Source organism: Niastella populi, from assembly GCF_002078015.1.
Lineage (GTDB): Bacteria > Bacteroidota > Bacteroidia > Chitinophagales > Chitinophagaceae > Niastella > Niastella populi.
In genome coordinates, this window is sequence record NZ_LWBP01000188.1 from 317,565 (window position 1) to 344,310 (window position 26,746).

At 44.6% G+C, this 26,746-nt stretch carries 26 protein-coding genes; 14 read left to right on the forward strand and 12 right to left on the reverse strand.

All coding sequences use genetic code 11. From position 1 onward, the window contains the following. The first annotated feature begins 12 nt into the window (after positions 1-12). From A4R26_RS18160 to A4R26_RS18185, 6 genes are all read left to right on the forward strand, one after another. Positions 13-636 (forward strand): HmuY family protein, encoded by a 624-nt coding sequence (locus A4R26_RS18160; RefSeq protein ID WP_081165999.1) that lies wholly within the window; start codon positions 13-15, stop codon positions 634-636. Positions 637-802: 166 nt separating this feature from the next. Beyond that, the gene (locus tag A4R26_RS18165; protein ID WP_242674945.1) at positions 803-1,615 is read left to right on the forward strand and encodes a heme/hemin ABC transporter substrate-binding protein; all 813 of its coding nucleotides are present in this window, start codon (positions 803-805) and stop codon (positions 1,613-1,615) included. Between the two features lie 3 nt (positions 1,616-1,618). Continuing rightward, complete coding sequence (locus A4R26_RS18170; protein ID WP_081166005.1) at positions 1,619-2,671, forward strand: FecCD family ABC transporter permease; 1,053 nt, start codon at positions 1,619-1,621, stop codon at positions 2,669-2,671. Then, the gene (locus A4R26_RS18175; RefSeq protein ID WP_081166008.1) at positions 2,668-3,537 is read left to right on the forward strand and encodes a heme ABC transporter ATP-binding protein; all 870 of its coding nucleotides are present in this window, start codon (positions 2,668-2,670) and stop codon (positions 3,535-3,537) included. The genes A4R26_RS18170 and A4R26_RS18175 overlap by 4 nt, the downstream gene beginning before the upstream one ends. Next, positions 3,503-4,537: a hemin-degrading factor gene (locus A4R26_RS18180; protein ID WP_207625780.1), complete on the forward strand. Its 1,035-nt coding sequence runs from the start codon at positions 3,503-3,505 to the stop codon at positions 4,535-4,537. The genes A4R26_RS18175 and A4R26_RS18180 overlap by 35 nt, the downstream gene beginning before the upstream one ends. Before the next feature lie 181 nt (positions 4,538-4,718). Further along, positions 4,719-5,840 carry a PepSY-associated TM helix domain-containing protein gene (locus A4R26_RS18185; protein WP_081166014.1) on the forward strand — a complete coding sequence of 374 codons (1,122 nt, stop codon included), beginning with the start codon at positions 4,719-4,721 and terminating at the stop codon, positions 5,838-5,840. A 148-nt stretch (positions 5,841-5,988) separates the two neighbouring features. Here A4R26_RS18185 and A4R26_RS18190 read toward each other — a convergent pair whose 3' ends face one another. The 9 genes from A4R26_RS18190 to hemC form a co-directional block, all read right to left on the reverse strand. After that, positions 5,989-7,179: a DUF5009 domain-containing protein gene (locus tag A4R26_RS18190; protein ID WP_081166017.1), complete on the reverse strand. Its 1,191-nt coding sequence runs from the start codon at positions 7,177-7,179 to the stop codon at positions 5,989-5,991. 199 nt (positions 7,180-7,378) lie between these two features. Beyond that, a complete protein-coding gene (gene hemL, locus A4R26_RS18195) occupies positions 7,379-8,665 on the reverse strand; it encodes a glutamate-1-semialdehyde 2,1-aminomutase (protein ID WP_081166020.1) in 1,287 nt (428 codons plus the stop codon). A 40-nt stretch (positions 8,666-8,705) separates the two neighbouring features. Continuing rightward, positions 8,706-9,035 (reverse strand): four helix bundle protein, encoded by a 330-nt coding sequence (locus A4R26_RS18200; RefSeq protein WP_242674946.1) that lies wholly within the window; start codon positions 9,033-9,035, stop codon positions 8,706-8,708. 111 nt (positions 9,036-9,146) lie between these two features. After that, positions 9,147-10,121 carry a porphobilinogen synthase gene (gene hemB / locus A4R26_RS18205; protein WP_081166026.1) on the reverse strand — a complete coding sequence of 325 codons (975 nt, stop codon included), beginning with the start codon at positions 10,119-10,121 and terminating at the stop codon, positions 9,147-9,149. Between the two features lie 135 nt (positions 10,122-10,256). After that, on the reverse strand, positions 10,257-10,502 hold the full coding sequence (locus tag A4R26_RS18210; RefSeq protein ID WP_242674947.1) for a four helix bundle protein: 246 nt from the start codon (positions 10,500-10,502) through the stop codon (positions 10,257-10,259). Between the two features lie 123 nt (positions 10,503-10,625). Then, positions 10,626-11,567: an oxygen-dependent coproporphyrinogen oxidase gene (gene hemF / locus A4R26_RS18215; protein WP_081166029.1), complete on the reverse strand. Its 942-nt coding sequence runs from the start codon at positions 11,565-11,567 to the stop codon at positions 10,626-10,628. A gap of 137 nt (positions 11,568-11,704) precedes the next feature. After that, positions 11,705-12,745, reverse strand: coding sequence for a uroporphyrinogen decarboxylase (gene hemE, locus A4R26_RS18220; RefSeq protein WP_081166032.1), 1,041 nt, complete (start codon positions 12,743-12,745; stop codon positions 11,705-11,707). Between the two features lie 44 nt (positions 12,746-12,789). Continuing rightward, complete coding sequence (locus tag A4R26_RS18225; protein ID WP_165760324.1) at positions 12,790-13,491, reverse strand: uroporphyrinogen-III synthase; 702 nt, start codon at positions 13,489-13,491, stop codon at positions 12,790-12,792. Continuing rightward, positions 13,481-14,440 (reverse strand): hydroxymethylbilane synthase, encoded by a 960-nt coding sequence (gene hemC, locus A4R26_RS18230; protein ID WP_081166038.1) that lies wholly within the window; start codon positions 14,438-14,440, stop codon positions 13,481-13,483. The genes A4R26_RS18225 and hemC overlap by 11 nt, the downstream gene beginning before the upstream one ends. Positions 14,441-14,496: 56 nt before the next feature. On the opposite strand from hemC, the gene A4R26_RS35860 reads away from it, so the two are divergent. Next, entirely contained in the window at positions 14,497-14,625 is a 129-nt protein-coding gene (locus A4R26_RS35860; RefSeq protein ID WP_278248431.1) for a hypothetical protein, read from the forward strand. Here A4R26_RS35860 and hemA read toward each other — a convergent pair. Together hemA and A4R26_RS35045 are read right to left on the reverse strand one after the other, a co-directional pair. After that, positions 14,622-15,860: a glutamyl-tRNA reductase gene (hemA, locus tag A4R26_RS18235; RefSeq protein ID WP_081166041.1), complete on the reverse strand. Its 1,239-nt coding sequence runs from the start codon at positions 15,858-15,860 to the stop codon at positions 14,622-14,624. The two genes, A4R26_RS35860 and hemA, sit on opposite strands and share 4 nt — an antisense overlap. 363 nt (positions 15,861-16,223) lie before the next feature. Further along, complete coding sequence (locus A4R26_RS35045) at positions 16,224-16,400, reverse strand: hypothetical protein (RefSeq protein ID WP_165760325.1); 177 nt, start codon at positions 16,398-16,400, stop codon at positions 16,224-16,226. Positions 16,401-17,350: 950 nt separating this feature from the next. On the opposite strand from A4R26_RS35045, the gene hemH reads away from it, so the two are divergent. Next, entirely contained in the window at positions 17,351-18,370 is a 1,020-nt protein-coding gene (hemH, locus tag A4R26_RS18245; protein ID WP_081166047.1) for a ferrochelatase, read from the forward strand. A gap of 107 nt (positions 18,371-18,477) precedes the next feature. Continuing rightward, complete coding sequence (locus tag A4R26_RS18250; protein WP_081166050.1) at positions 18,478-19,005, forward strand: CopD family protein; 528 nt, start codon at positions 18,478-18,480, stop codon at positions 19,003-19,005. Positions 19,006-19,420: 415 nt separating this feature from the next. Here the strand turns inward: A4R26_RS18250 and hemN are convergent, their stop codons facing one another. Next, positions 19,421-20,863, reverse strand: coding sequence for an oxygen-independent coproporphyrinogen III oxidase (gene hemN, locus A4R26_RS18260; protein ID WP_081166057.1), 1,443 nt, complete (start codon positions 20,861-20,863; stop codon positions 19,421-19,423). A 1,264-nt stretch (positions 20,864-22,127) separates the two neighbouring features. On the opposite strand from hemN, the gene A4R26_RS18265 reads away from it, so the two are divergent. The 5 genes from A4R26_RS18265 to A4R26_RS18285 all read left to right on the forward strand — a co-directional run bounded on the left by A4R26_RS18265 (position 22,128) and on the right by A4R26_RS18285 (position 26,732). Continuing rightward, positions 22,128-22,661, forward strand: a complete 534-nt coding sequence (locus A4R26_RS18265; RefSeq protein WP_081166060.1) for a hypothetical protein — start codon at positions 22,128-22,130, stop codon at positions 22,659-22,661. Positions 22,662-22,676: 15 nt separating this feature from the next. Further along, positions 22,677-23,594: a hypothetical protein gene (locus A4R26_RS18270; RefSeq protein ID WP_165760326.1), complete on the forward strand. Its 918-nt coding sequence runs from the start codon at positions 22,677-22,679 to the stop codon at positions 23,592-23,594. 4 nt (positions 23,595-23,598) lie between these two features. After that, complete coding sequence (locus A4R26_RS18275) at positions 23,599-23,883, forward strand: hypothetical protein (protein WP_081166066.1); 285 nt, start codon at positions 23,599-23,601, stop codon at positions 23,881-23,883. A gap of 181 nt (positions 23,884-24,064) precedes the next feature. Continuing rightward, positions 24,065-24,808 carry a LytR/AlgR family response regulator transcription factor gene (locus tag A4R26_RS18280; protein ID WP_081166069.1) on the forward strand — a complete coding sequence of 248 codons (744 nt, stop codon included), beginning with the start codon at positions 24,065-24,067 and terminating at the stop codon, positions 24,806-24,808. A 7-nt stretch (positions 24,809-24,815) separates the two neighbouring features. Then, positions 24,816-26,732, forward strand: a complete 1,917-nt coding sequence (locus tag A4R26_RS18285; RefSeq protein WP_081166072.1) for a sensor histidine kinase — start codon at positions 24,816-24,818, stop codon at positions 26,730-26,732. Positions 26,733-26,746 lie beyond the last annotated feature (14 nt).

Sequence of the window (26,746 nt, forward strand, 5' to 3'; positions counted from 1 at the left end):
CACACAACAACTATGAGAAAGTTAAGCATTTGGATCGCTGCATCTTTATTGATAACAGCAGGCGCCTGTAAAAAAGACGACGATTCAACACCTGCACCCCTTGAAGCAAAAACCGTAAATGATATCAATGGCAATGCGGCTGATAACGGCGGTTTTTCAATGTATTTTAATTTAACCACCGGTGCTATCGTACCCGCTTCCGATTCAAACAGCACCAAATGGGATATCGCATTCAGAGCAACCACTATAAAAGTTAATAGCGGCAAAAGCGGTCCCGGTACTGCTGCTGCGCAGGTGGTATCGAAGGGTTTTGACGATCTGCTGGAAGCGCCGGCCGACGGTTATGCTACCGATGGCGATGCATTTGCCATTCCAACCGGAGCCAACAATGGCTGGTATACATATACCGGCGCTGCAGCTAGTGGTCCGCAACATGCTATTCTCCCTATTGCCGGCAAAACCATTGTAGTGAAAACCGCCAATGGTAAATATGCCAAGGTTCAGATCCTTAGCTATTATAAAGGCAATCCGAATACATCAACCGCCGATTTTGCCGATCTCACCAAACGCCCGTTGGGAGGCTATTATACGATCAGGTATATGATTCAGGCAGATGGAAGCAGGAAGCTTCAATAATCAATTAGCTAATTTGATAATTCGATAATTCGATAATCCCGACTAAAGCCGGGACAAGTTGTGATAATGGAATACAAGAATACAAATAGCTGATATGCTTTACTAGCAAATTATCGAATTATCGAATTATTACATTATCAAATTATCACATTGCTACACTATGAGTATGAAATTTTTTTTCTTATCGATATTGTTGTTTATAACCGGCAATATATATTCCCGGCAACGCATCGTATCTCTCAATGGCGCAATAAGTGAAATGTTATGCGCCCTGGGGCTGGAGAATGCTATCGTGGGGGTAGATGTAACCAGTAACTACCCGGCATCACTGCTTCAGAAAAACAAAGTAGGACATAACAGAACCATTTCCGCAGAAGGTATTCTGGCTTTACGCCCAACCCTCGTATTAGGCATGAAAGACCAACTCAAACCCGAAGTAGCTGAACAGTTGTCGGCAGCCAACGTGAAGGTACACCTGCTGCCACAGGAGTACAGTGTTGCCGGCACCCGTTCACTACTGGTACAGGTTGCCAATGCAACCGGTGCCGGCGAAAAAGCAAAACAAGTTGAAGCTGCTTTCAGTAAACAATACCTGGCGTTGCATGTAACACCGGTAAAGAAGAAAGTATTGTTCATTTATGCCCGCGGAACCGGTTCCATGATGGTATCGGGTACCGGTACACCGGTTGACAAAATGATACAACTGGCCGGTGCGCAAAATGCCGTTACTGAATTTACCGGCTTTAAACAATTGTCGGCTGAGTCGCTTGTGGCCGCCAATCCCGATGTGATATTGTTGTTCGATAGCGGACTGCAAAGCATCGGCGGCGCAGATGGTTTATTGAAAGTGCCGGGTGTGGCGCAAACCAATGCCGGCCGTAATAAAAAGGTGGTGTCAATGGATGGGCAGTTCCTGAGCGGGTTCGGATTGCGGCTTCCAGAAGCGGTGAATGAGCTCAATAAAAAATTAAACCAGTAGATCGTGAAGCGTAACCGCATTACCATAGGGTTGATCATACTATTGATAGCAACTGCTGTTATAGCAGCCGGCATCGGGGCCATGCATATTGCTCCGCAGCAGGTGATCGCCATTTTGTTAAAACAGATCAATATACGTATACCTGTAGCGTACGATGAGGGGCTTGCCAATGTGCTTTTACACATCAGGCTGCCGCGGGTAATTGGCGCTGTGCTTATAGGCGCAGGGCTTGCGGTTTCCGGCGCCGCTTTACAGGGGTTGTTCCGCAACCCCATGGCCGACCCCACGCTGATCGGCATCTCATTCGGCGCTACTTTCTTTGCAGTGCTTACGATCGTGATCTTATCATCGCTGCCGTTTATGAACAACGGATCGCTGATACCCAGATATTATTTGTTGAATGTAATGACGTTTGCCGGCGCCTGTCTTACTTCTTTCCTGGTATTCAGACTATCGCGAACAGGAGGGCAGTCGCTGATGACTACCTTACTGCTATCGGGCCTTGCTATAAATGCGCTGTGCAAAGCGCTCACCGACCTGGTTACCTATTTAGCCAATGATGAGCAGTTGCGCACTGCCACCTTCTGGACCATGGGCAGCCTCGGCGGTATTACCTGGAGCAGCGTACTGTCATTATTGCCATTCATTCTTACGCCTCTCATCTTGTTGCCCCGGCTGGCAAAATCACTAAATGTATTTGCGCTGGGCGAACAGGAAGCGGCCTACCTCGGCGTAAAAGTAAAGCGGTTGAAAACACTGATCGTGATCCTTTCCACTTTACTGGTTGGCGCTTCTGTTGCCATTGCAGGTGTTATTGGTTTTGTCGGCCTGATAGTACCGCACATGTTGCGCAGTGTCATTGGCAGCGATCACCGGCAGTTATTGCCCTGTTGTGCATTGCTGGGCGCCACCTTACTTACCATAGCCGATGTGGTGAGCAGAACCATCATTGCGCCGGCCGAATTACCTATAGGAATAGTAACAGCAGTGATTGGCACACCGGTTTTTGTGCTCCTGCTGGTAAAACAAAAAAAGCAGTTACGGTTGATGTCATGATCATTACAGCACAAAACATATCGTATTCAATAGGCAAAAAACCCATTCTGCATAACCTGTCGTTTGTAATGCAGCCGGGCGAAGTAACGGTTGTGCTGGGAGCCAACGGCGCGGGTAAATCTACATTACTTCGTATGCTGTCTGGCGAACAGCCGCCCACCGCAGGCAGTGTGCTGTTGAATGATAAAAATATTCAAGCCCTTACCCCGTCACAACTGGCACGGTGCCGGGCGGTTTTGTCGCAGCAGTATATGTTGAACCTCCCTTTCTCCTGTGAAGAGATCGTAATGATGGGGCGGTATCCGCATTTTAATAATCATCCGGCTCAGGCAGACCACGACATAGTTCAGCAATGCATGCAGGAAATGCAGGCAGCACAGTTCACGGGTCGTTTGTATCAAACGTTATCTGGCGGGGAGCAACAAAGAGTGCAAATGGCCCGTGTATTGGCGCAACTGCGCGAAGTAAATGCTGCTGAGGTAACCGGTAAACTGCTATTGCTCGATGAGCCAACGGCCAGTCTCGACTGCCTGCACCAGCAGGCTTGTTTGCACAAGGCGCGTGACCTTGCGCAACAGGGGTATACCGTGGTAGTAATATTGCATGATTTAAATCTGGCGGCACAGTTTGCCGATAAGATATTGTTATTAAAGAACGGGTGTTTGATAAAACAGGGCGCCATGCACGAGGTATTGCAGCCAGATTGTATTGCCGATGCGTATGAAATGGAAGTGGATACCTGGCATAATGAAAACTATCGATTTCCGGTTCTGGTGCCTGCCATTCACAGGAGAACGCCCGTATTAAAGGCTTCTAACAAAAACAACAAAAATGAGCACAATGACAAACCTTTCGTTAAAAGATAAATGGCTGACGTTTCACCGCGACAACCCGCGGGTGCGCATCAGGGATGCCGCGCGGCAGTTGGGAACAACGGAAGCAGAAATAGTAGCTGCTTTTACAGGCAGCAGTGTGATACGGCTCGAAAATAAATTCCCTGAGCTTTGGAAGCGTATGCCTGAGCTTGGTTATATAATGGCGCTTACCCGCAACGAAAGTTGTGTGCATGAACGCAAAGGCGTTTTTGAGAAAGTAGGTATCAACAGCCGTCATGTAGGAGTTGTAGTAGGTGACGATATCGATATGCGGATGTTCTTCGAACGCTGGGCCTTTGGCTTTGCCGTATTTGAAAATGAAGCGGCCGCTTTTAAGAAATCGATCCAGGTGTTCGATCACCAGGGCACAGCCGTAGTAAAGATATTTCTGCAGGAGAATAGTAACCATGAAGCATTTGAAACGCTGGCGCGAGAGTTTGAAGATACCCTGCAACTGCCGGCACTTGCTATTCGCCCGGCAGATCCCGCGCCGGTTTATAATGACGACCAGGTTGAGGTAAATACTTTCCGGGAAGATTGGAGCGCTTTGAAGGATACGCATGATTTCTTCCCTATGCTTAAAAAGCACAATGTATCACGGCTGCATGCCCTGCGCATAGCCGGTGATTTTGCCCGGCAGGTAGCTAACGACCAGGTAAAATCGCTTTTACAGCTGGCAGCCGAAAGGGAAATGGAGATAATGGTATTTGTGTCGAACCACGGTAATATACAGATACATACAGGCCCGGTAAAAAAGATAGTGGAAATACCCGGATGGATCAATGTTATGGATGCGGCATTTAACCTGCACCTGAAACTGGATGACATTGCCAGTACCTGGGTGGTTAAAAAGCCAACAACCGACGGTTTGGTGCATTCGCTCGAAATATTTGATGCCAATGGTAATATGGCGGTGCAGTTCTTTGGTAAAAGAAAACCGGGAACGGCCGAGTTACCGGCATGGACTGAACTTGTAACAGGATTGCAATAGCAATCGCCTGTTTCCGTAATGTGGAAAAAGGTGCGGCCCTGATCTCAGGGCTGCACTAAAAATATTTAGCTGGCGGTTTTTTTTCTTATTGCGTAAACCATTTTTCCAATTGTATAACGATCTTTTGCCTTTCCAGGGCATTTTTGCAATTTAACTGGCGTGGTTTGCGCAATTTAACCGTATGACTATCAAAAAGATTATTGGAAAAGTTCATTTGTGGCTGGGTTTTACTTCAGGGATTATCGTTTTTGTTATCGCCGTAACCGGCTGTTTGTATGCTTTTCAGGCTGAGATCAGCGAGCTTACACAATCATCTTACAGGAAGGTGGCCCCGCAGCAAGCGCCGTTCCTACTGCCGTCGCAAATGAAAGCGATCGCTGAGAAACAACTTCCGGGCAAACACCTGCACAGCGTTCAGTACGGACTAAAAGACCGGGCTGCGGTAGCTACCTTTTACAGTTTTACGCCCCAGTATTATTATACGGTATATATAAATCCCTATAGCGGTGAAGTATTGAAGGTGAAGAATATGGACCGCGATTTTTTTCGAATAGTGCTGATGGGGCATTATTACCTCTGGTTGCCTGAAGCGGTAGGCCAGCAGGTTGCCATTTATTCAACCATCATATTTGTGGTGATGATGATCTCCGGTCTTATATTATGGTGGCCACGGAACAAAGCGGCTGCAAAGCAACGGTTCTCTATTAAATGGAGTGCCGCCTGGCGCCGGAAGAATTACGATCTGCACAATGTGCTGGGGTTTTATATGACCTGGGTTGCGATCATTTTGGCCATTACCGGACTGGTCTTCGGCTGGCAGTTGCTGGCAAATGCTATTTATAAAACTGCCGGCGGAAAAAAATCGCTTACCTACGTGGAGCCGCTATCAGATACAACAAAAATAACGATTGCGACCGCAGGCCCAGTTGATAAGTTATGGCAACAGATGCAACAGGAGCATAAGGATGCGGAAACAATTGAAATGCATTTTGGGGCTGAGGCCAAATCATCGCTTGAGGTTGCCATAAATACTGATGCAGATACCTACTGGAAGAGTGATTATCGCTTTTTTGATCAGTACACGATGAAGGAATTGCCGGTAGATCATATTTACGGCCGCTTTAAAGATGCAAAAGGAGCCGATAAGCTGTTACGAATGAATTACGATATACACACCGGCGCCATTTTGGGATTGCCAGGAAAGATACTGGCCTTTTTCGCTTCCCTTATTGCTGCCAGTTTGCCAATTACCGGTTTTATGATCTGGTGGGGCAGGAGAAAGAAAAAGCCCCTACCGAAGTAAGGGCTGTACTAATCAAATACCATTAACCATTAAACCTTATCCTATGAAAGCACAAAGATACATATAAATTGCTTCATATGTATCTTTGTGCTTTCATTTTGCAATCTGTTAACGACAAAATCCTATCTACACAATTTCTCGCTATTTGTTAAATTTTCAATCTTATCCGCCATTTTTCGAACAATCCCGTAAGCAGTATGATCAGCAAGGCAAATAATAACGATTTGATGAGACCCACAGCTCCGCTTACAATTGCCGCCGGCAAACTAATACCTGCCAGAAGATATAATGGATAATATATATAGGGAAGCAAATACGCGGTAAGCGTGCTGGTACCGGCTGGTTTGATAATATTGAATACTGATTGTTTTTGTTTACGGTCAACCAGCCATATTAAAGCGGTAAACACAAGTATGCTGATGCCCGTACAAACCATTACCCACGACGGCGTAGCCCGTATTTTTGAAATGCCTGCCAGTGGCCGAATGGCAAAACCGCCCGCCAGCATTACCACACCAAAAAGCAACAGTATCGTAAAGCATACATTGTATTTGCCTTTTTCTGCCCATGATGAATACAATACAGCGGTAATGATGCCTGCTATGGTAAGGGCAGGTGAAGAACCGTCGCCGGTGATCCACACATAGGGCCTTACCGGGTCGAGCACATGCAGCCATCCTGCCTTTGCCGCTATGTTGAATAGTGTAAAGAATACGAGTGCGCTTATCAATATGGGTAGCTTTCCTTTTGAGAACAGGAATATAAGCGATGATATCAGGTATGCCCAGCCAATAAGCCCCAGTATGCCCCACCAGTGCGGTTTTAACCAGCTTGTATTTCCGTTCTCGCCGCCTTTGTATACAATGGCAAGAGATACGAGCAGCAAAATACCGGCGCCCTGCAATGCATACTTTTTGGGTGTTGAGAGTGTGGGCGCATAATCAAGCCATATGAGAAAAAAGCTGACCGTCAATAATATCTGCCAGAGTGGTTTTGGTAGCAGGGCCGCTTCATTATTATAGCTTTCGAGGTTTACATGAAAGAAACCCATTACCAGCAGCGCCACTGAGCGCACCAGAATATGGCCCAGTATATTGCTTTGCGAAGCGCCTTTCGACCAGCGGTTGCCAATGGCGAATGGGATGGAGAGCCCGACGATAAAAAGGAAAGCAGGAAAGACCACATCTGACAAACCCATTCCATCTTCAGTGGCCTGGGTATGTTCGAGCCATTGGGGAACATTGGTGAGGGTCCACAAATCGTTAACAAAGATCATCAGGAACATGGTAAGTGCTCTGAATACATCGATGGATGCAAGTCGTTGTTTGAATGAGGGCATTGTAGTTGGTTCGGTTACAATATAGAGTTCCGGTTTTTCGGTTTTTGTACTCGTTCTGTCATGTATAATAATGAAAAAAGCCGTATCAGGAGTTTTATTCCATCAACGGCTAATATCGGGTATTGTGTTGTAAAACCGGAACGCCGGTATATTGGGCTTATGATTTGGCCAATATCATTTACAAACAGTATTGTTTATTTTATAATATCTCCTGCAGGCTTTCTTTTGTTGCCTTTATTGTTGCATCCAGATCTTCTTGGGTTAGTGCACTGCAAAGGAACCAGGTTTCGAAAGCAGAGGGTGGTAAATACACGCCGCGTTTCAACATGGCGTGGAAGTATTTTTTGAAAAGCTCATTGTTTGCTGATGCCGCTGTTGCGAAATTGACAACCGGGTGTTCACTGAAGTGTACGCTAATCATAGATCCCAGCTGGTTGATCACATATGGGGTACCACTGGCTTTCAACACATCGTTCAACCCATTGCGCAGGTAGCTGGTTGCTTCGTCAAGCTGTTTATAGATAGAAGAATTTTCTTTCAGCGTTTTCAGCATCACATAACCCGCAATCATTGCAAGCGGATTACCACTTAAGGTTCCGGCCTGGTATACGTTACCCAGCGGCGAAATATGTTGCATGATCTCTTTTTTGCCGCCAAAAGCGCCAACCGGCATACCGCCGCCGATCACCTTACCATAGGTAACCAGGTCGGCTTTTATTTGTAAGCGCTCTTGTGCGCCGCCCGGCGCCAGCCGGAACCCGGTCATTACTTCATCCATGATGAATACAATGCCATGTTTATCGCAAATAGCGCGCAGGCCTTCAAGGAAACCGGCTTGCGGAATGATGCAACCCATATTGCCTGCTACCGGTTCTATTATGATAGCAGCTATTTCGCCATTGTGACCCGTTACCAGTTGTTCAACGGCGGCCAGGTCATTATAAGCGCAGGTAAGCGTATCGTTGGCAACACCAGCGGTTACGCCGGGTACCGTTTGAATATTGAAAGTGGCTACACCGCTGCCTGCTTTAACCAGGAAGGAATCGGCATGACCATGATAACAGCCTTCGAATTTGATGATCTTGTTGCGGCCGGTAAAACCACGCGCCAGCCTGATGGCGCTCATACAGGCTTCGGTTCCGCTGCTTACCATGCGAATGAGATCTACGTTTGGCGACATGCTGATGATAAGCTCGGCCATTTCAATTTCCAGTTCGGTAGGCGCGCCGAATGATGTTGAATATTGGGCGTAATCCTGAATGGCCTTTACCACAGGTTCATAAGCATGGCCCAGGATCATGGGGCCCCAGGAGTTGATATAGTCGATAAAACGGTTGCCATCGGCATCGTACATATAAGCGCCTTTGGCCGATTTCATAAATACCGGTGTGCCGCCTACGCTTTTAAATGCGCGAACGGGAGAATTTACGCCGCCGGGAATACTTTGTTGCGCCCGGCTGAACAGGTTGATGCTTTTTTCAAACATAAAAAGGTCAATGGTGAATGGTCAATGGTCAATTGTTAAGCTATTTTCTATCAATTAGTGATGTTAGAATTTTGAAGCTTCTGACCATTGAATCACCGAGTTTATTTAATTCTAAGTTATTTAAATATTCTAATTCTTTTGCTAAATCTAAAGCCGCATCGATTTCAATGACAGATCCTCTGGCAATTTCGTAATATCTTTTTCGTTCCTGATCAGGTTTTCTGGAAGCACCTTCTGAAATATTCAGATGTACTGATAGCGCCGCTCTTCTAATTTGCGAAATCATTCCAAGCTTTTCTTCAATTGGAAATGATTTGGTTATTTTATAACATTCGAAAACAAAGAATTTCGAAATGGTATAGAGGTCCATTTTTTGATGGTTAAGAGTCAGGAACATGTTAATGGTTTTAAAGTTTAAACAAGTGCCTACTTATCTGAGCCTACCATTAATGTTTTTTATTGACCATTCACCATTGACCATTCACGACAATAATTTCACCGCGTCCTTCGCAAAATATGTCGCAATGAGATCAGCGCCGGCTCTTTTGATAGCAGTAAGCGTTTCAAGAATGGCTTTGTTCTCATCTATCCAGCCCATTTTGGCGGCTGCTTTTATCATGGCATATTCGCCGCTGATATTATAGGCGCTAACAGGTACCGATACCGCGTTCTTTACTTCCCTGATGATGTCGAGATAGGCCAGCGCGGGTTTTACCATTACGATATCGGCGCCTTCTTCTACATCCATCAACGTTTCTTTAACCGCTTCAATGCGATTGCTGTAATCCATCTGGTAGGTTTTCTTATCGCCAAAACCTGGTGCGCTGTCAAGTGCATCGCGGAACGGACCATAAAAGCAGGATGCATATTTTGCGCTGTAGCTCATGATGCCGGTCTTGTGCAGTCCGTTTTCTTCCAGTGCTTCCCGAATGGCGGCAATACGGCCATCCATCATATCGCTGGGGGCAACGAAATCGGCGCCCGCCTGTGCATGGCTTACGCTCATTTGCGCAAGCACTTCCACTGTGGCATCGTTTACAATTTCCGATCCTTCCACAATGCCATCATGGCCATAGGTAGAAAAAGGGTCAAGCGCTACATCGGTCATCACCAGCATGTCGGGACAGGCCTCTTTAATGGCACGGATGCTGCGCTGCATCAGGCCTTTGGGGTTTAATGCTTCTGTGCCCTTATTATCTTTCAGTTCGTCTTTACACTTGATGAACAGTAACACGCATTTAAGCCCCATGCTCCACAATTCTTTCACTTCTTTAACGGTATTATCGAGGCTCATGCGAAAATAACCAGGCATGGATGCTATTTCTTCTTTATAGTTCTCGCCTTCGTTGATGAACAGCGGCACTATAAAATCATTCGGTGTCAATATGGTTTCAGCCACCATGCTTCTGATGGCCGGCGACTGGCGTAATATGCGGTTTCTACGTTGTAAGTACATACATTTAATTTTTCGATTTCTTGATTTTGAGATTTTTAGATTTCAAAACCAGTAATCAGCTATTTCTTTGGAATATGGTTATTAACTCTATTCTTTTTAGCTGTTTTATCGCTTGCATTAAAAATGCTTACTAATTCATGGGCCTCTTTTATTAATGCTTTCCAGATCATCTCCTTGCACTAAATCTGCTTCTTTAGATAGCAGCAGCCAATACAGAGCTTCGTCTGCTTCTTCTAAAACAGCTTCTATCTTATATATAAAATCGGCATTTGATTTCGCACGGCAACATGCTCTGTAGTTGGCGCCAACCGGCCCTGCTGCTCTTATCAATTGCTTGGCAGTTTCAAAGCCAGCTGCATTTTTAGGAAAGCGACCGCACAACTTAATTACATCTACATGAAATTGTTTTGTTCTTTTTATAAATCAATCTAAATGAACAAATCTGTAAATCTCAAAATCGCGAAATCCCCAAATCCCCAAATCAGAAATCCCAAATCAAAAATCCTACACCCACTCAACGGGATGCAGGCATGCCTGCCACAATTTGTCTTCTTCACTTCCGGCCGGGGGTTGATAATTATATTCAAACCGTACGGTGGGCGGCAGGCTCATTAAAATGCTTTCGGTGCGGCCGTTTGTTTTTAGTCCGAACAGCGTGCCGCGGTCATGTACCAGGTTGAACTCTACATACCGGCCCCGGCGGATCTCCTGCCAGTGTTTGTTCGCTTCGGTATAAGGTGTTTGTTTTCTTTTCTGAACGATCGGCAAATAAGCATTGATAAACGCATCGCCGCATGTTTTGCCGAAATTTAACCAGAACTGAACATCCTTACCGGCGGTTGGCCGCTGATGGTCATAAAAGATGCCGCCAATACCACGGCGCTCTTTATTGCGATGCCAGTTCACGAAATAATTATCGCACTCTTTTTTGAAGGTGGGGTAAAAGCCGGCGTCAAAAGCGTCACAGGCATTTTTATAGGTCTGGTGAAAATGCCTGGCGTCTTCTTCAAACAAATAATAAGGCGTGAGATCGGTACCGCCCCCGAACCAGCGATCTGCAGCGGCCCCCTCCCAACCTCCCCCCGTGGCGGAGGAGCCTTCTTCATTGTATACTTCAAACATGCGATAATTGCAATGCACCGTAGGCACGAACGGGTTTACGGGATGCAATACCAGCGACAGGCCGCAGGCGAACCAGCTTTTGCCATTTATCTTTAATGCATTGCGCATGGTGTCGGTTACTTCGCCAAAGACCACCGAGGTGTTAACGCCGCCTTTTTCAAACACATTTCCATTGGCAATCACGCGGGTTTTACCGCCACCGCCTTCGGGGCGTTGCCATTGGTCTTCCCTGAAAGTTGCCTTTCCATCTTCCTGCTCCAGGGCCGCGCAAATACGGTCCTGCAGATCATGTATATAATTAACCCAATCTTCTTTAATGCTCATTCGTCGTAAATGATCTATAATAAATATAGCTTAGTTCTATTGCTGATCGCTGAATGCTGAACGCGGGTACAGTGCTGTATTTGTATTAGCATTATGCGTTAAGCGTTAGGCATTAAGCGTTATGCGTCAGGCCTATCTTACGCCCCGATGCTTTGTTTTCCATATTCCTTAACCGCATCTACAAATGCTCTTGCATGGTCAACGGGTACGTTAGGCAATATTCCATGGCCAAGGTTGGCGATATGGCGTTGACCGCCAAAATCGTTCAGCATTTTCTTCACCTCTTTTTGAATTTGAGGAATGGGGGATAACAATTTTGCCGGGTCGAAATTCCCCTGCAGGGTAACGTTAGGGCCGGCAAACTGGCGCGCCATGGCCGGTGTAATACACCAGTCGATACCGAGTCCATGAGCGCCGGTAGCGGCCATTGGTTGTAATGAGTGCCAGGCGCCTTTGGCGAAGATGATGGTAGCTACTTCATCTTTCAATGCGGCAACTATTTGTCGAATATATTGTAAGGAGAAATTCTCGAAATCATCCGGGCTCAGCAGGCCGCCCCAGCTATCGAAGATCTGTACAACATCTACCCCCGCTTTTACCTGGCCTTTCAGGTATGCGATGGTAGTGTCGGTGATCATTTGTAACAGGCGGTGGGCTGTTTCGGGTTGAGTGTAACAGAAGATCTTGGCTTCGTCGAACGTTTTTGAACCTTTGCCCTGTACCATATAGCACAACAACGTCCAGGGGGCGCCGGCAAAACCAATTAAGGGAACACGGCCGTTCAGTTCTTTTTTAATAAGCTTTATGGCGTCAAACACGTAGTGCAGCGTTTCATTTACATCGGCTACCCTCACGCGGTTGAGGTCGTTGATATTTTTGATGGGGTCGGGTAACAACGGTCCCTTGCTTTCTACCAGTTGTACTTCGAGCCCCATGGCTTGTGGCACTACCAGAATATCAGAGAAGAGGATGGCAGCGTCAACGCCAACGATATCTACGGGTTGAATGGTTATTTCGCAGGCCAGTTCGGGTGTTTGACAGCGTTCAAAGAAACCGTACTTCTCGCGTAAGACCATGTACTCGGGTAAGTAACGGCCTGCCTGGCGCATCATCCATACGGGGGGGCGTTCTACCTGTTCTCCTTTCAGTGTTCTTAATAAAAGATCGTTTTGCAGCATAGTTATAATATGTAGTGAGTGGTCTTGTTTGAAAACGCAAGCCGCTACTTTTTAAAAAATTGAAACATTTTATTTACCAGCTCATCCTTGCCTGGCCGGTCAGATTCAATGATCGTATTGCTCGAAAAAGATTTTATGGCGTCGGCTGTTGTTTGCCCAATGGCAAACAACACGGTGTCGGGCGGTACGGCATTCGCATAAAAGAAGCTTTGCACGGCGCTGGGGCTGTAAAATAAAATACCATCATACGCTTTTTCTATTTTATGGGGCGTGCTGATGGTATGATAAACGATCACTTCCTGCACCGTTATTCCGTTCTGCCGCAGTTTGCCGGGCAGCTCTTCACGGCGCTGGTCGCCACAGAAAAAAACGACCTGTTTTAAGCTTTTATCGTTGATCATTTTATCGGCCAGCTCCGAAGCGTTGTTGCCGATGGTATGTATCGATTGCTCGCCAAAGTATTTGGCCGCGAGTTGACGGGTGGTGTGCCCTATGCAGAAGATCTTCCAGTTTGGCGTAAGGCCATTTATATAAGCCGCCACGGTATTCACCGCATTCATGCTGGTGAATACAACTGCAGCGGGTTGCTTTAATGCTTTGCCTATCTCTTCTTTGATGCCCGATGTTTGAATAGGAGTGGTATCGATAAATGATACGATATCGATACCGATATCTTTTGCCTTGGCAGCTTCAAGCAAAGCTTTTTCCAGGGGCCGCGTGCTTAATATGGCAATCCTATTTGGCATGCTGTATCTTATCGGCAATAGCCTGTCCGCCATTTTGTAAAAGTTCTTTGGCGGAAATAACACCCAGGCCGTTGCTATTGTTGATGGCGATAGTTTTTTCGATGCTGGCTTTTTCTTTCCCGTCTAACGACAAAATATTTCCTTCAAAATGTACTTCATCGTTAACGATGGTTGCCAGTGCGCTGATGGGGGTTGAACAACCGCCCAGCAATGCCCGCAGGAAATCTCTTTCTATGGCGGTGCACAATGCTGTATGGGCATCGTTGAATGGCTGGCAGGCTTCGAAGGAATAGGGATCGTTGGTGCGGCAGGCAACGACAATAGCGCCCTGTGCAGGTGCAGGCAGCATCCAGTCGAGCTCTATTGATCTTTCCGGCCGCAGGCCAATACGTTCCAGTCCGGCGGCTGCGAAAATAGCGCCGTTCCAGTGGCTGCCGGCCAGTTTTTGTAAGCGGGTATTTACATTACCGCGCAGGTTTTCGATGGTATGGCTGGGATAGCGGTTCAACCATTGCGCTATGCGGCGAATACTGCTGGTGGCAATGGTCAATGGTGAATGGTCAATGGTGAGTGGTGAATGGCTCGCGCTGTTTCCGGGCCCGCCAATATTTGCAGGCAGTTCGCCCTTGTATACCAACAGGTCTTTATAGGAAGCTCTCTTTAATACTGCAGCGGTTACAATTCCTTTGGGTAACTGAGTGGGCACATCTTTCATCGAGTGAACGGCAATGTCGATGCGTTCGTTGAGCAGGGCAACATCCAGGCTGCGGGTAAAAATGCCCTGTACGCCCATTTCGTACAAAGGTGTTTTGAGGTCAATATCACCTTCACTTTTTATGTATACCAGTTCTGCGGCAAACCCGTGTTGGGTTAACAGGTTTTTTACCTGGGTGGCCTGCCATACGGCGAGCTGGCTTTCCCTGGTGCCTATTCGAATCACTTTATTCATCAGCGCTTGTTCAATTTTTGCAAAGCTAATACATCGCGAAACGGCAAACGAGAAACGTGAAAAGGAAAATCGGTTATTTCCTGCTGAAAATTGCCGGCAGGCCTTACCAGGTTTTGAGCCCGGCAATTGTTCGGGCTTCCCTGGAATACCAGGTTTGCCGTTTGCCGGCTGCCGTTTCCCGTTAATTCGTGGGCGCAATGAACTCATTGATGGCTTCAATGTAATAGCAGCCGCGCTGGTTGCGCTGGCGCATTTTGAAAGCCATGCCATTGATCACCCGTTGTATTCTCTCGTCGGCATTTATAGTTTGGCACGCAGCTAATTCGGGCGAAAGTTGAATATAAGATGGAAAGGTCTGGATCTCTTTCAGTTTTATTTTTACGGCTTTGAACACCGGAACATGCTTGCGCATTTCGAACCACTCGAGGAACTCGTCGATATGTTCGCGAATGATGGTCCAGGCTTTAGGCACTTCGGCTTCCCGCATTTGCAGGGTTTCATCTTTTAATTTCGACAGTTCATCAACGTTCACCAGGTGCACGTTAGGCAGCTCCTGGGCGCTTTCTTCCACGTTGAAGGGAACCGACAGGTCGATGATGAGCTTTTCGCCTTTGCCTTCGAGGTGGGTTCTTTTTATTGTGGGTTCTACCGAATTGGTAGCAACCAGAATTATTTCAGACTCCTCAATTTTTTGCGCCAGCTCGGTAAGGGGGGCATGATGCAGGTCGAGCTCTTCAGCCAGCTGAGCGGCTTTGTCGTGGGTGCGGTTAATGAGCGTAATGTGGTCGGCATCGAGATAATCGACCAGGTTCTTGCAGGTATTGCGGCCTATCTTTCCAACTCCCAGTAACAGGATCTTTTTGTTGGCAGCGTCTGCAACTTTTTCCCTGATATACTGAACCGCAGCAAAGGAAACCGAAACAGTTCCGCCGCTGAGGCTGGTTTGGTTCTTAATTGCTTTGGAAGATTGCAGAACGCAGTTTACGAGGCGCTCCATGAAGGAATCGGTAAAACCGTGCTCTTTGCTGAATTTTACAGCCGTTTTTATTTGTCCTACTATTTCGTAATCACCTAAGATCTGAGAGTCAAGACCGGCGGCCACGGAGAACAGGTGTTCAATGGCGGCGATGCCTTTCTTAACGTATGCAAGTTGGGTGAAAGTTTCTTTTGTTCCTTCGGTTTGGGTGCAGAGGAGGTTGATCAGTTGATCGGCACTTTCGGCAAAGCCGTAAATTTCGGTACGGTTGCAGGTGCTTAAAACAAATAACTCATGCAAACCAAACTGGGGGGCTTGGGTAAGTAGGGTAGCGTATTGATCATTACTTACTGCAAATTGGCCTCGTATCGCAGCATCGGTCTTTTTGTAATTGATCCCGGCTATGAAAAATTTTGTAATATCCTTGGTACTGTTTCCGTGCATGAATATCGAATTCTGAAAATTGACTCTGCAAAAATACATTCGGACTCGTCAATGTCCTAAGATGTCTGTCATTACTCTGTCATTTTACTGTCTGATTATCATCATATGGGTATATGAGGAATTTCATGTATGCCCGATAAAGCGTTGAAATGACCTTTTTTATAAGCGACGGGGCGCGGGGAAAGGCGTGAATCGGCAATCGGCAATCGTGAATGGACTGCACCTTGCTCCGGGCGGTTGTTTTTTGGGCAGAACCGGGGTGAATTGGAAACGTGAGGCGCCAGTATCCTGCGGGGCTTGCTTTATTTCCAACCGGGCGGTTGGTTTGCGCGGAACCGGGGGCGTAATTTTTATTTAAGCAGTTCAGGTGTGCCGGTATTTGGGAAATGGGCGAATTTGCCTGCAATCGGCCGGCGGTTGAGAGTTTGGTGAGAACCATACCGCTTTTCGGCGGTACCAGCCACTTGAATGGCTCCCGCGGCTTACAGAGGTTTCGATAGCCGGACAAAACACGCCCATCTTACTGATCAGTAATATCATGCTGCTTTGGTTTACACGGCACTGGGTTTGAATTTTTGTACATAACCATTCGCAATATCACTGCACTACTGCCTGTTTTGACTGCCCGGGTTAGAATTTTTTTGTACAGGCCTGTTCAGGGATGCCCGTTTCCAATTTTCATAAGCCGGCTAACCTCCGTTTGGTACTATACCTGTTCGGCGAAATTTTTTTGTTTCCCGGCCTATTCTCATTTTGATGGCCTTTAACTCAATTTTTAATAAAAATATTACTGCATATAAATTTTTAAACGGAGGCAGGCATGAATTGTCAAAGTGTTTTTTTGGCCAACTTCATTACTGAACCAAGGCCTGTTAAATACTATAATAACCATTCTTTTAATAATTATGTCCTGACCTGTATCAGCTTCTGTTGCTGGCTTTCCGTGGTCTTTAGGACCTCTGATCCTAGGGTCATCCTGGGGTCATCCTAGGGTTATCTTAGGGTTTTCCTGGGGTTTTTACCTTAAGATAACCCTAGGAATACCCTAATTACACCTTAGGATGAAAGGTTTCAAACATATGTATTATAGTTTGCATATAATTTATTTTCAACTGAGATTTGATCAGGTTCATGGGAAAGGTGTTGAAAAACTGGCGTTTGCCCCTGGTATTTCCACGCATACAGACTGCTCAGCAGGTGGCTGTTTTATGGTTTACGAAGTGGAGAACCGCTATGGCTGAAAATTTTGTATCGGTCGTACAGCCGGTGGATGGCCTGCCCTGTGGATTGGGCTGAATAATACAGGCAAACCTACAGACCCCGTGGAAATGCGGCAATTCAGCGGATTGGTTTCCGGCTAAATAACGCCACCGTGCATTGCGGACCAGGCAGTGTGTGCGAATACCCGCGGTTCAGCCGGTCCTTACGTTAGGCCAATGTAAATTTTGATTTTTAAGTGTTTAACAGTCTTACTTTTGCATTCAATAATTATGGCTACAAAAAGAGGTATAGTTTTAATGAACCTGGGTTCGCCCGATTCAACCCGCGTTAAAGATGTGCGTCGTTACCTGAACGAATTTTTGATGGATGAACGGGTGATAGATATTCCCTACCTGGGCCGCCTTCTCCTGGTGAAAGGCATTATTGTTCCGTTCAGAGCGCCCAAGTCGGCGCATGCCTATTCTACCATCTGGACCAAAGAAGGTTCGCCCCTGATGGTTTTAAGCAAACAATTGCAGGTCGCGTTGCAAAAACAGGTGACCGAACCGGTAGCCCTGGCCATGCGTTACGGTGCGCCGGCTCCGTGGACGGCCTATGATGAGCTGCTTGAAAAGGTGCCCGATCTCGAAGAAGTAGTGCTGGTGCCACTGTATCCGCATTATGCCATGAGCAGTTACGAAACTGCCGTCGAATACGCCAAAAGCGCTCATGTAAAGGGAAAGTATACATTCAAGCTCACTATAGTTCCTCCATATTACGATAATCAGTTGTACCTGGATGCCCTGGCCGATAGCATGCGGCCGTACCTGCAACAACCGTACGATCATTTCCTTTTCAGTTATCATGGCGTGCCTGAGCGGCATATTCTTAAAGGCGATATCACGGGAAATCACTGTTTAAAGGTGAATAACTGTTGTGAAGTAAGCAGTGAAGCGCATAAATATTGCTACCGGCATCAATGCCTGGTAACTACGAAGAAAGTGGCCGAAATGCTGCAGATACCAACACAGAAGTATAGTTTTTCTTTTCAGTCAAGGCTGGGCCGCGATCCCTGGCTGCAGCCCTATACAGCACAACGCCTTGAAGAGTTGCCGAAAGAAGGTGTGAAGAAGTTATTGGTGGCTTGTCCGGCTTTTGTAAGCGATTGCCTCGAAACGTTGGAAGAAATTGCCGAACAGGGTAAGGAATCGTTTATGAAGGCCGGTGGCGAATCGTTCACGATGATACCCTGCCTGAATGTACATCCTATGTGGGTGAAGGCGATTGCCAGTTGGGTAAAGGATATTTAATATGGGTAATTTGATATAATAAAATTGACCCCGCCCGGATGACCGGGTAGGACGGCATTCACCATTGACCCGCTTTCGCATGAACTGCAGCGGCCAAAGCATACACAATGTATAATTACATAAAAGCGCTTCACATTGTTTTTATCGTTACCTGGTTCAGCGGTATGTTTTATATCGTGCGCTTGTTTATATACAATACCGAAGCCGGCGAAAAGGATGAACCGGAGAAATCGATCCTTCGCAAACAATTCACCATTATGATCAAACGCCTTTGGTTTGGTATTACCTGGCCATCGGCGATCATTACATTGATATTTGGTCCATTATTGTGGTGGAAATTAAACGTTCTGCCCGACTGGCTGATCATCAAACTGTTTTTTGTATTGGGTTTATATGCCTATCATTTTTCCCTGCATGTCATTTATAAACAGCACATGCAGGGAATATTCAAATACAGTTCTCAGAAATTACGCATATGGAATGAAGTTGCTACTATCTTTTTGGTAGCCATTGTAATGCTGGCGGCGGTAAAACAAAATATGAGTGTGGTATGGGGACTGGCCGGTTTGGTTGGTTTTGTAGTCGTGCTGATGAGTGCGATAAAGATCTATAAGAACATCAGGGAGAAGAAGTGAGGGGAATACAGCTGAAAGCGAATACAAATACAGCTTCAAGCTGCAAGCCATAAGCTGTAAGTGAATACAAATACAGCTTCAAGCTGCAAGCCATAAGCTGAAAGCGAATACAAATACAGCTTCAAGCTGCAAGCCATAAGCTGCAAGTGAATACAAATATAGCTTCAAGCTGCAAGCCATAAGCTGTAAGTGAATACAAATACAGCTTCAAGCTGCAAGCTGCAAGCTGTAAGTGAATACAAATACAGCTTCAAACTGCAAGCCATAAGCTGTAAGCGAATACAAATACAGCTTCAAGCTGCAAGCCATAAGCTGCAAGTGAATACAAATACAGGCGAAAGCCTAAAGCCTAAAGCCGAAAGGCAAAAGCAGAACACAACCTGAGGCCGATAGCAAATAAAGCGTTTGTGCAACACTAAATTGCTTTACTAAACAACGGATTTATCGTGGTTGCTTCCCTTCTCAACAAATGCAGATCAAACGCCTTGCAGATATTCCGTAGAAAATGACGGCCTCTTTCCATTACCTGTAATCCTGTTTCATTCCAGGTGATCAACTCATCGGCCTCCAGCAACGCCAGTTGAGGAAACGTATATTGTTTTAATACAGGCAAATGTTCAGCGTGAAATGTAGCCGCGCCCCGGCAGATCACATCCATAATATAAGCGCGGAACGCTTCGTCTTCTTTTGAAAGAAAATATCCCTTCGCAACCGGCAGTGTTAATGATTCTACTGATGATACATGCGCGCGTTCTGTAAAGGAATGGTCAACATTCTCTGCAGGGTTGGCAGCAGTAGTAGCCGTCAGGCATCTGTAATAATCGTGTAAGGTTTTATGGTTCTGCGCAAAGGCTATGCCAGCATCGCTGATAGCCGAAACGCCGAGGCCAAGTAGCAGGCCGCTATGTTGGGTGGTGTAGCCCATAAAATTACGGTGCAGCGTTCCCTGTTGCCAGGCCGTGTGTAATGCGTCGCCCGGTAAAGCGAAATGGTCCATGCCAATATCGGTATATCCATGATCGATAAACAACCGCCGCCCGGTTTGATAAAGTTCCATTTTCAATGCAGCACCGGGCAAATCATTTTCATCAAACAGGCGCTGGCCGCGGCTTGTCCAGGGAACATGCGCATAACTATAAAATGCCACCCGGTCGGGTTTCAGTTGCAGCGTTTGTAAAATACTTTTTTCAATGGAGGCCACCGTTTGTAACGGTAAGCCATAGATGAGATCGAAATTGACAGCGGTAAAACCAATGGCGCGTGCCTGTTGTGTAACCCGCTGTACATTTTCAAAAGGTTGAATACGATTGATGATGCGCTGAACGGCGGGGTCATTGTCCTGTACGCCAAAACTAATGCGCCGGAAACCAAGCCGGAACAGGGTTTCCAGATGTTGTTGGGTGGTATTGTTGGGATGACCTTCAATGCTGAACTCATGATCGGGATGAATGATGGCATAACTGGTAATAGCGTTGATGAGCTTCTCAAGATTTTGCGGCGAAAAGAAAGTGGGGGTGCCGCCGCCAAGATGCATTTCCCTGATGACGGGTTTTTCGTTCATTAATTGATGGTATAACAACCATTCGGTGATAATGGCTTGCAGGTATTCATCTTCAACGCTATGGTTGGTAGTTATTTTTTTATTACAACCGCAGTAGGTGCACAGCGATTCGCAAAAGGGAAGATGTAAGTAAAGGCTAATGCCGTTGCGCCGGTTCTGCTCAGTGAATTGGTGTTGAAACATGCGTGCCCATTCAGTTGTATCTATGTGGTCATTCCAGCAGGGAACGGTAGGGTAGCTGGTATAACGGGGTACAGGCACATTGTATTTATGCAGTAAAGCCGGGTCGATAGTCATAATAATGATATTGACGCAAAACTACCGGAGCGGTGATATGATGTAAATGACTTGCTTTATATGCCGGTATGATTTTAATCAGTTGAAGGAAGGGAGGTAGTATGGGCAATAAAAAAACCTCCCGTGGCGGAGGTTTTTTACAAAAAGGGTCACCAATGTCTTTCGCTTCCCGAAAACGGGGTTGTTCGTAGGCGTGCACAGTTGCCTGGATGGTTTTCCACAGGCATTACCAGAGATTAAAAACGGGAAGGTAACGGATTACAAAAAGGTGTAAAAAAGAAAAACCTTTCCTTAGTTTTAGAATTTTAAAGGAAAGGGGAGCAGGACTACTCCCCTTTTTAACCCCTAAACCCTAAACCGTAGAAAAGGTTTTTCATATAATGAGGTATACAAGTCTAATTTTCAAGAGAAATCAGGTGAGGCAGGGCCTCTGTAAAGAACTGTGACAGGGACTAATACTTAGAAAATATCGTACCAAAAATCACTTGTTCACACCTAAAATTCCGGCTAATTTTTCAGCATTTATGTTATTGCAAAGAGCACAAAACTAGTTCCATAAATTATGCCAAACGCCTTAAATGTGGATAAACCCGACAGGAAAATTGGCCATTCATTAAAAAGTTTTCAATTAAGCTGTGCTTTATCTCAATAAGTTGCAACCCACACCCACATGTTCCTTATAACTGCAGAAACGATTCTTTTCTTAAGAATTTTATATTAAAAAATGCCGTAAAAAAGTAGAAAACTGTAAAATCCGCTCATATTCAACAGCCTGTAAAATCGTAAACCGCAATTGGGAGTTTGGGGGCTGATAGATTTTAGGGTAAAAAAAACGAACCTGCAGTATACGGCATTGTAGTACAGCTGAACAGCTGAAAAACTCCCCGGGTAGGGTTGTACCGGGCAGCTCTTTTTATGATGAGTTTAAGGAGAGATGGCTTTTTTACGAATATAAAATCATTGTAAGCGTATTTAAACCCTTTTCATTCGCATTGTTATTTGGCAGATCTGCTCTCTTTCTATTTTATATACTTGTAAAGAATTAAAAGAACAGGAAGCGTATGCAAAAATCAATAAACCCCAATCACAAGGCTAATATCCTTACACACAATAGCGTTTTTACCATCATGGGAAATGCACATACGGCCTTTCTCAAATGAATTAAAAGAAGTCCAAAATATGAGTTGGCAGAAGTGTTGGAGCCAGATAACGCGCTCGGGCGTTAACAAACAATTGTGTTTTTAGCCGTTATTAATAATTACCCATGATCAGGAAAACCAGTTCAATAGCATCGATATGTTTTTTATTTTCCTGCGGTACCGGGCTTAAGATAAACCGGATAGATTTTAAACCCATCGACAAAGACTTCTCCAGGTCTTTCGACAATCAGTCTTTCAAAACAGGTAAGCCAATTGGAGGGCTGAGCGGGGGAACTACGCTTTTATCGTTATTTGGGATTTTAAAAAGTGAAACTGAAATTGTAACCTTAACGTTTAAAAACAACCACCTGTTAGATCTTGTTTACAAAGACAGCACCCTTACCAAAACACTCACATTCCAGGTTAAACTCGCCCGCAAAGGGTATCTTGAAATTTCATTGGTACATAAAAACATTAAAATTCCACCTGTTATTCCTTTTTTGTACAGCAATGTGGATTTGAGCAGGACCAGGATCGGCTTAACAACCAACAATGAGTTGGTTATAGACAATAAATGGGAAAGATCGGGCAGCTTTCTTCTATTCATGGGCGGCGCAGGCGGCCGAACGCAATACTTTTTCAAACCCTCTGACAAATAACACCTTAACTCTTGTTTGATGACCCATTTTTTTAATTGCATTACTATTGTTCTCATGTTACAATCATGCAGCCAGGCTCCCGGGAGAGAGCAGCCTTCGGTTCTGGAGAAAAATAGCCGGTTCGATCTGGAGAAAATTAATTTCCAGGAAAACCTGCCCAAACTTTATTCCGAAAATATTTTAATAGATGAGATCCGGCATGATAGTGTAAGGGATGGCAAACTAACGGATGAAATGCTGCGTTATAGGATCAGTAATATTATTACTGATGTTTTTAAACTGCAAGTACCGGAAAAGGAGTTCGGATTTGTATTTAGAGGTTCTACCCTTGACAGTGTTGCCTTATTTCAAAACATTTACTTTACGCACCTTTCTACACTGGCAGACACCAATAAAAAACCGGTTGCATTTTATGCCGAAGCAGAAGTTAAGACGGAAAAAGAGCAACGTGATTTTTTGACAACAATAAAGAGCAAATATGGGGAACCTAAACATGCCTTTTTTATTAGCCATGAATATAATATTTGCTCTTATGAGTGGGTTTTGGCAGATAGGACGCTGGAAGTGCAAACCTCCTATGGTGTCCGTTTTTCTACCAGTTATAGTTCCGCAGATGGTTTAAAGGAAACGTATTACCGGATCGATTTGCTTATTATAGACAATCTGCAGAAGGAAAATATCTATAAAGCACACCTTTTCGAGTTTCCTGATAAAATATTGTACAATGGCAAATACCACAGTTATAAAAACTTTCAGTTTGAAAAATTATCGGTTTTCAGAGATGAATTTCTTTTGAAATCGACCAACGAAGATTTAGTTAAAGAAGAGCACGGACTCTATGATATTAGAAGGGCTGAAAACGAACAATCTGGTAAAAGATCAGAGGAAGATAAGGATGGCCCTTCCGATATGAGTAAACCGGAAAACGAATAATATCATGATGAGCACGGGCATTATCTGCAAATTGACTTTCCTGCTGTTGCCTGTAACTGGCATTACGCTTTGGTTTCTGTACGATGGAGGCATTGGTTTGGGTTGGAACCTGATCTGGTATTGGATCTGGATAATCGGTTTCTTAACGGTTTATACAGCAGGGGTAGTATTCAGCTATTTCTATAACCGGATAAAGGGAAAGAGAAACAAAGAAAATATTCTTTTTATGCTTGTTGGTTTAAGTTTATTAGTAATAGCCAGTGGGTGTGCCATTATGCAGTTAACATAATCCCCCGGCTTGCAGGAAAAAGTTCGATCAGCTTCAAATTGGGGAACAGTGACCTTTGGGAAGGTTGGCATAGATTGCAAAGAGCTTAACAGGTAAACTGGAATTACTTTTACAAACCCGCAATAGCACAGGATAAAAACAAAGGTTATCTTAGCTGCTTTAGTAGCCTTAAAAAGATACAATGAGTTTACCCGGAATCCTCATTATTGAAGATGAAGCCACCATTAGAAAGGAGCTTGAATGGCTTGTAAGCAAAAGGCAGGAGTTTAACCTTTTGGGTAGTGCGTCAACCGTTACAGATGCTGTGGAAAAGATTGTTCAGTTAAAACCCGATCTGGTTTTAATGGATATCCAATTACCAGATGGTAACGCTTTTGAAATATTAAATCAGGTACCTGACCCCTCTTTTTCTGTGATCTTTATTACCGCGTTTAACCATTTTGCTATCAAGGCCATAAAACACGGGGCCATAGACTATCTCTTAAAGCCAATAGATGAAGAAGAGTTATATAGTGCTATGGACAATTATAACCGGGATAATTCTTCTTTTACCTCCAGGCAGCTTGAAATTATAAATGAGAATCAGAAAAGCAGTAAACAACAAAATTCCAGAATATGTATCTCCACCCTGGAAAGCCTGGAGTTTTTTAAAATTACAGATATTTTGTACTTATCAGGAGATGGTAGCTACACACATTTTTATTTAGAAGGCGGCAACAGGATAATTAGTTCCAAGCCTTTAAAATTTTATGAAGAATTGTTGCCCGCCGATTATTTTCTAAAATGTCATCAATCTTATATTGTCAACATATCGTCAATCGTCAGGTATTTGAGATCGGGGTTTATAGTATTGAACAGCGGTATGGAAATTCCTGTTTCTACCAGAAGAAAAGAAGCTGTTGTTCGATTACTATCGCAATTATAAGTCTATAATGAAAAGATACCTGTTACTTTTGTTCCTGCCAGCCTTACTTTCTTGCCAAAAGAAAGCGGGAAAGAAAAATATACAACCTGCAGTACTCCTTGAAAAATTGAAGCAGGAGGCAGAATGCAATCCGGATAAGGGTTCTGACAGAAAAATTGATTTCTGGAACAATGCATTGAATCGTTTTCCCTACAATGAACACAACGTTCTTCAGGCCTATATTTATTATGAACTGGCCAAAGAATATGCAAAAACCGACCTGGCGAAATCTAAAGCACATATTGAAACGGCTTTGAGCCTGATAGAAAAAGAAAATGAATTTTTTGATATCAAAGTTTCTATTTACAATGGCCTGGCCAATATTTATCTAACAGAAGGCAAAACATTCCAGTCTAACCACTACTATAACAAGGCGGCAGCTCTGATCTCCGCCCATCCAAATGAAATTGCACCCAAAGCCAGGATAATCTGCCTGGTAAATTGTGCACAGGAAAATTTTAACTCGTCGCAAATAGACAAATCAGTTGCACAAAACTATTTGGCGCTACAAACCGCAATTGTCAATAAAAGCAAACTGGATGAGCATTTCTACCATAATAATCTGTTTAGGATCTACACGCAGCTGTTTCGGATTTACGAACGCACCGGTCGGTTAGATTCACTGAAAAAATATAACCAAAACGTTGGTGAAATGTATACCATACTGGGGGGCGATAATGTGCAGCGGTTCTTTTGTGAACAAAAGGCAACCATTTTGGTGTATGAAAGAAAATTTGATTCCGCAATTATATACATAAAACAATGCGAGGAGTTGGATAGAAGGCTGTATGCAGAAACCAATCTTGACATTCATAAACTTAATTTGTATGTAGTTTACACCAGTTTGATCAATCTTTATGCTGCAAAACGGCAGTTTTCAATCGCTGAAAAATATATAAAGGCTACGCAGAATATAGAAGAACATTTTAGGGTGAATTATAATTCCAGATTCGATAATAGAATGGCCCGGGCCCGGTATTATCTTCAAAAAAGGGATTTGGATGCGTACCGCAGGCTCCACCTGGAAAGTTTGGAAGTAAAAGACTCCCTGCATGCCAGCAATAGTGCCAGGGCCATTGAGGAAATTGCTGTTTTTTACGATGTAAATGCCAAAAAGAAGTCGATAGACCTGCTTAATAAAACCGTAAGAACTACGAATGAAAAATTGAAAACAAGAACGTTGTTTTTGGTGATCAGTGGTTTGCTGCTTCTGATAGTAACGGGGTTTATAGGTTTTTATGTATATGCCCAGAAACAAAGAAAGAAGTTGGCGGCAAAAGAAAAAATACTTTTGCAGCAGAAATTACTGAGAACGCAAATGGAACCCCATTTTATTTTTAATACCTTATCTACATTACAAAGTTTTATCCGGTTTGAAGAAAAGGAAAAATCGATCAGGTATCTCGGCCTTTTCAGTAAATTACTAAGAAGCAGCTTAGAGATGAGCAGGAACGATTTGATTTCATTAGAAGATGAAATTGAGGCGATAAGAAATTATCTGGTACTTCAACAAATGAGAAATAACCACAATTTTGAGTTTAATATCTCCATGCCGGAAGATACCTTAGGGATAATGATACCACCAATGCTTATTCAGCCCTTTGTGGAAAACGCAGTAATTCACGGTGTTTCTCCTTTACAGGGAAAAGGTGAAATTCAAATCAATATCGATCTTAACAGTGATCTGATCACTGTTATAATTCGCGATAACGGTAAGGCCGGTAACAAAAATAAGCCTGCTGGCCATACCTCCCTTTCGGGAAGTATTGCCAGGGAAAGAATGGATATATTGTTTAAGGAAACTTCCCAAAAAGGCGCCATTCAAATTGCGCAGACCAACGAAAATTATACGGTCATTTTAAAGATCCCATACAAAAACGCATAACCATCTATGCGGCC

Excerpts from the sequence above, each read along its gene's own strand:
- A4R26_RS18275 (WP_081166066.1), top strand. The coding sequence starts at position 23,599 with ATGATGAGCACGGGCATTATCTGCAAATTGACTTTCCTGCTGTTGCCT.
- A4R26_RS18250 (WP_081166050.1), top strand. The coding sequence starts at position 18,478 with ATGTATAATTACATAAAAGCGCTTCACATTGTTTTTATCGTTACCTGG.
- A4R26_RS35045 (WP_165760325.1), bottom strand. The coding sequence starts at position 16,400 with ATGATATTACTGATCAGTAAGATGGGCGTGTTTTGTCCGGCTATCGAA.
- A4R26_RS18165 (WP_242674945.1), top strand. The coding sequence starts at position 803 with ATGAAATTTTTTTTCTTATCGATATTGTTGTTTATAACCGGCAATATA.
- hemC (WP_081166038.1), bottom strand. The coding sequence starts at position 14,440 with ATGAATAAAGTGATTCGAATAGGCACCAGGGAAAGCCAGCTCGCCGTA.
- A4R26_RS18160 (WP_081165999.1), top strand. The coding sequence starts at position 13 with ATGAGAAAGTTAAGCATTTGGATCGCTGCATCTTTATTGATAACAGCA.
- A4R26_RS18180 (WP_207625780.1), top strand. The coding sequence starts at position 3,503 with ATGAGCACAATGACAAACCTTTCGTTAAAAGATAAATGGCTGACGTTT.
- A4R26_RS18200 (WP_242674946.1), bottom strand. The coding sequence starts at position 9,035 with ATGGACCTCTATACCATTTCGAAATTCTTTGTTTTCGAATGTTATAAA.
- hemN (WP_081166057.1), bottom strand. The coding sequence starts at position 20,863 with ATGACTATCGACCCGGCTTTACTGCATAAATACAATGTGCCTGTACCC.
- A4R26_RS18175 (WP_081166008.1), top strand. The coding sequence starts at position 2,668 with ATGATCATTACAGCACAAAACATATCGTATTCAATAGGCAAAAAACCC.
- hemH (WP_081166047.1), top strand. The coding sequence starts at position 17,351 with ATGGCTACAAAAAGAGGTATAGTTTTAATGAACCTGGGTTCGCCCGAT.
- hemF (WP_081166029.1), bottom strand. The coding sequence starts at position 11,567 with ATGAGCATTAAAGAAGATTGGGTTAATTATATACATGATCTGCAGGAC.
- A4R26_RS18285 (WP_081166072.1), top strand. The coding sequence starts at position 24,816 with ATGAAAAGATACCTGTTACTTTTGTTCCTGCCAGCCTTACTTTCTTGC.
- hemE (WP_081166032.1), bottom strand. The coding sequence starts at position 12,745 with ATGCTGCAAAACGATCTTTTATTAAGAACACTGAAAGGAGAACAGGTA.
- hemA (WP_081166041.1), bottom strand. The coding sequence starts at position 15,860 with ATGCACGGAAACAGTACCAAGGATATTACAAAATTTTTCATAGCCGGG.
- hemB (WP_081166026.1), bottom strand. The coding sequence starts at position 10,121 with ATGTACTTACAACGTAGAAACCGCATATTACGCCAGTCGCCGGCCATC.
- A4R26_RS18225 (WP_165760324.1), bottom strand. The coding sequence starts at position 13,491 with ATGCCAAATAGGATTGCCATATTAAGCACGCGGCCCCTGGAAAAAGCT.
- hemL (WP_081166020.1), bottom strand. The coding sequence starts at position 8,665 with ATGTTTGAAAAAAGCATCAACCTGTTCAGCCGGGCGCAACAAAGTATT.
- A4R26_RS18185 (WP_081166014.1), top strand. The coding sequence starts at position 4,719 with ATGACTATCAAAAAGATTATTGGAAAAGTTCATTTGTGGCTGGGTTTT.
- A4R26_RS18265 (WP_081166060.1), top strand. The coding sequence starts at position 22,128 with ATGATCAGGAAAACCAGTTCAATAGCATCGATATGTTTTTTATTTTCC.
- A4R26_RS18280 (WP_081166069.1), top strand. The coding sequence starts at position 24,065 with ATGAGTTTACCCGGAATCCTCATTATTGAAGATGAAGCCACCATTAGA.
- A4R26_RS18190 (WP_081166017.1), bottom strand. The coding sequence starts at position 7,179 with ATGCCCTCATTCAAACAACGACTTGCATCCATCGATGTATTCAGAGCA.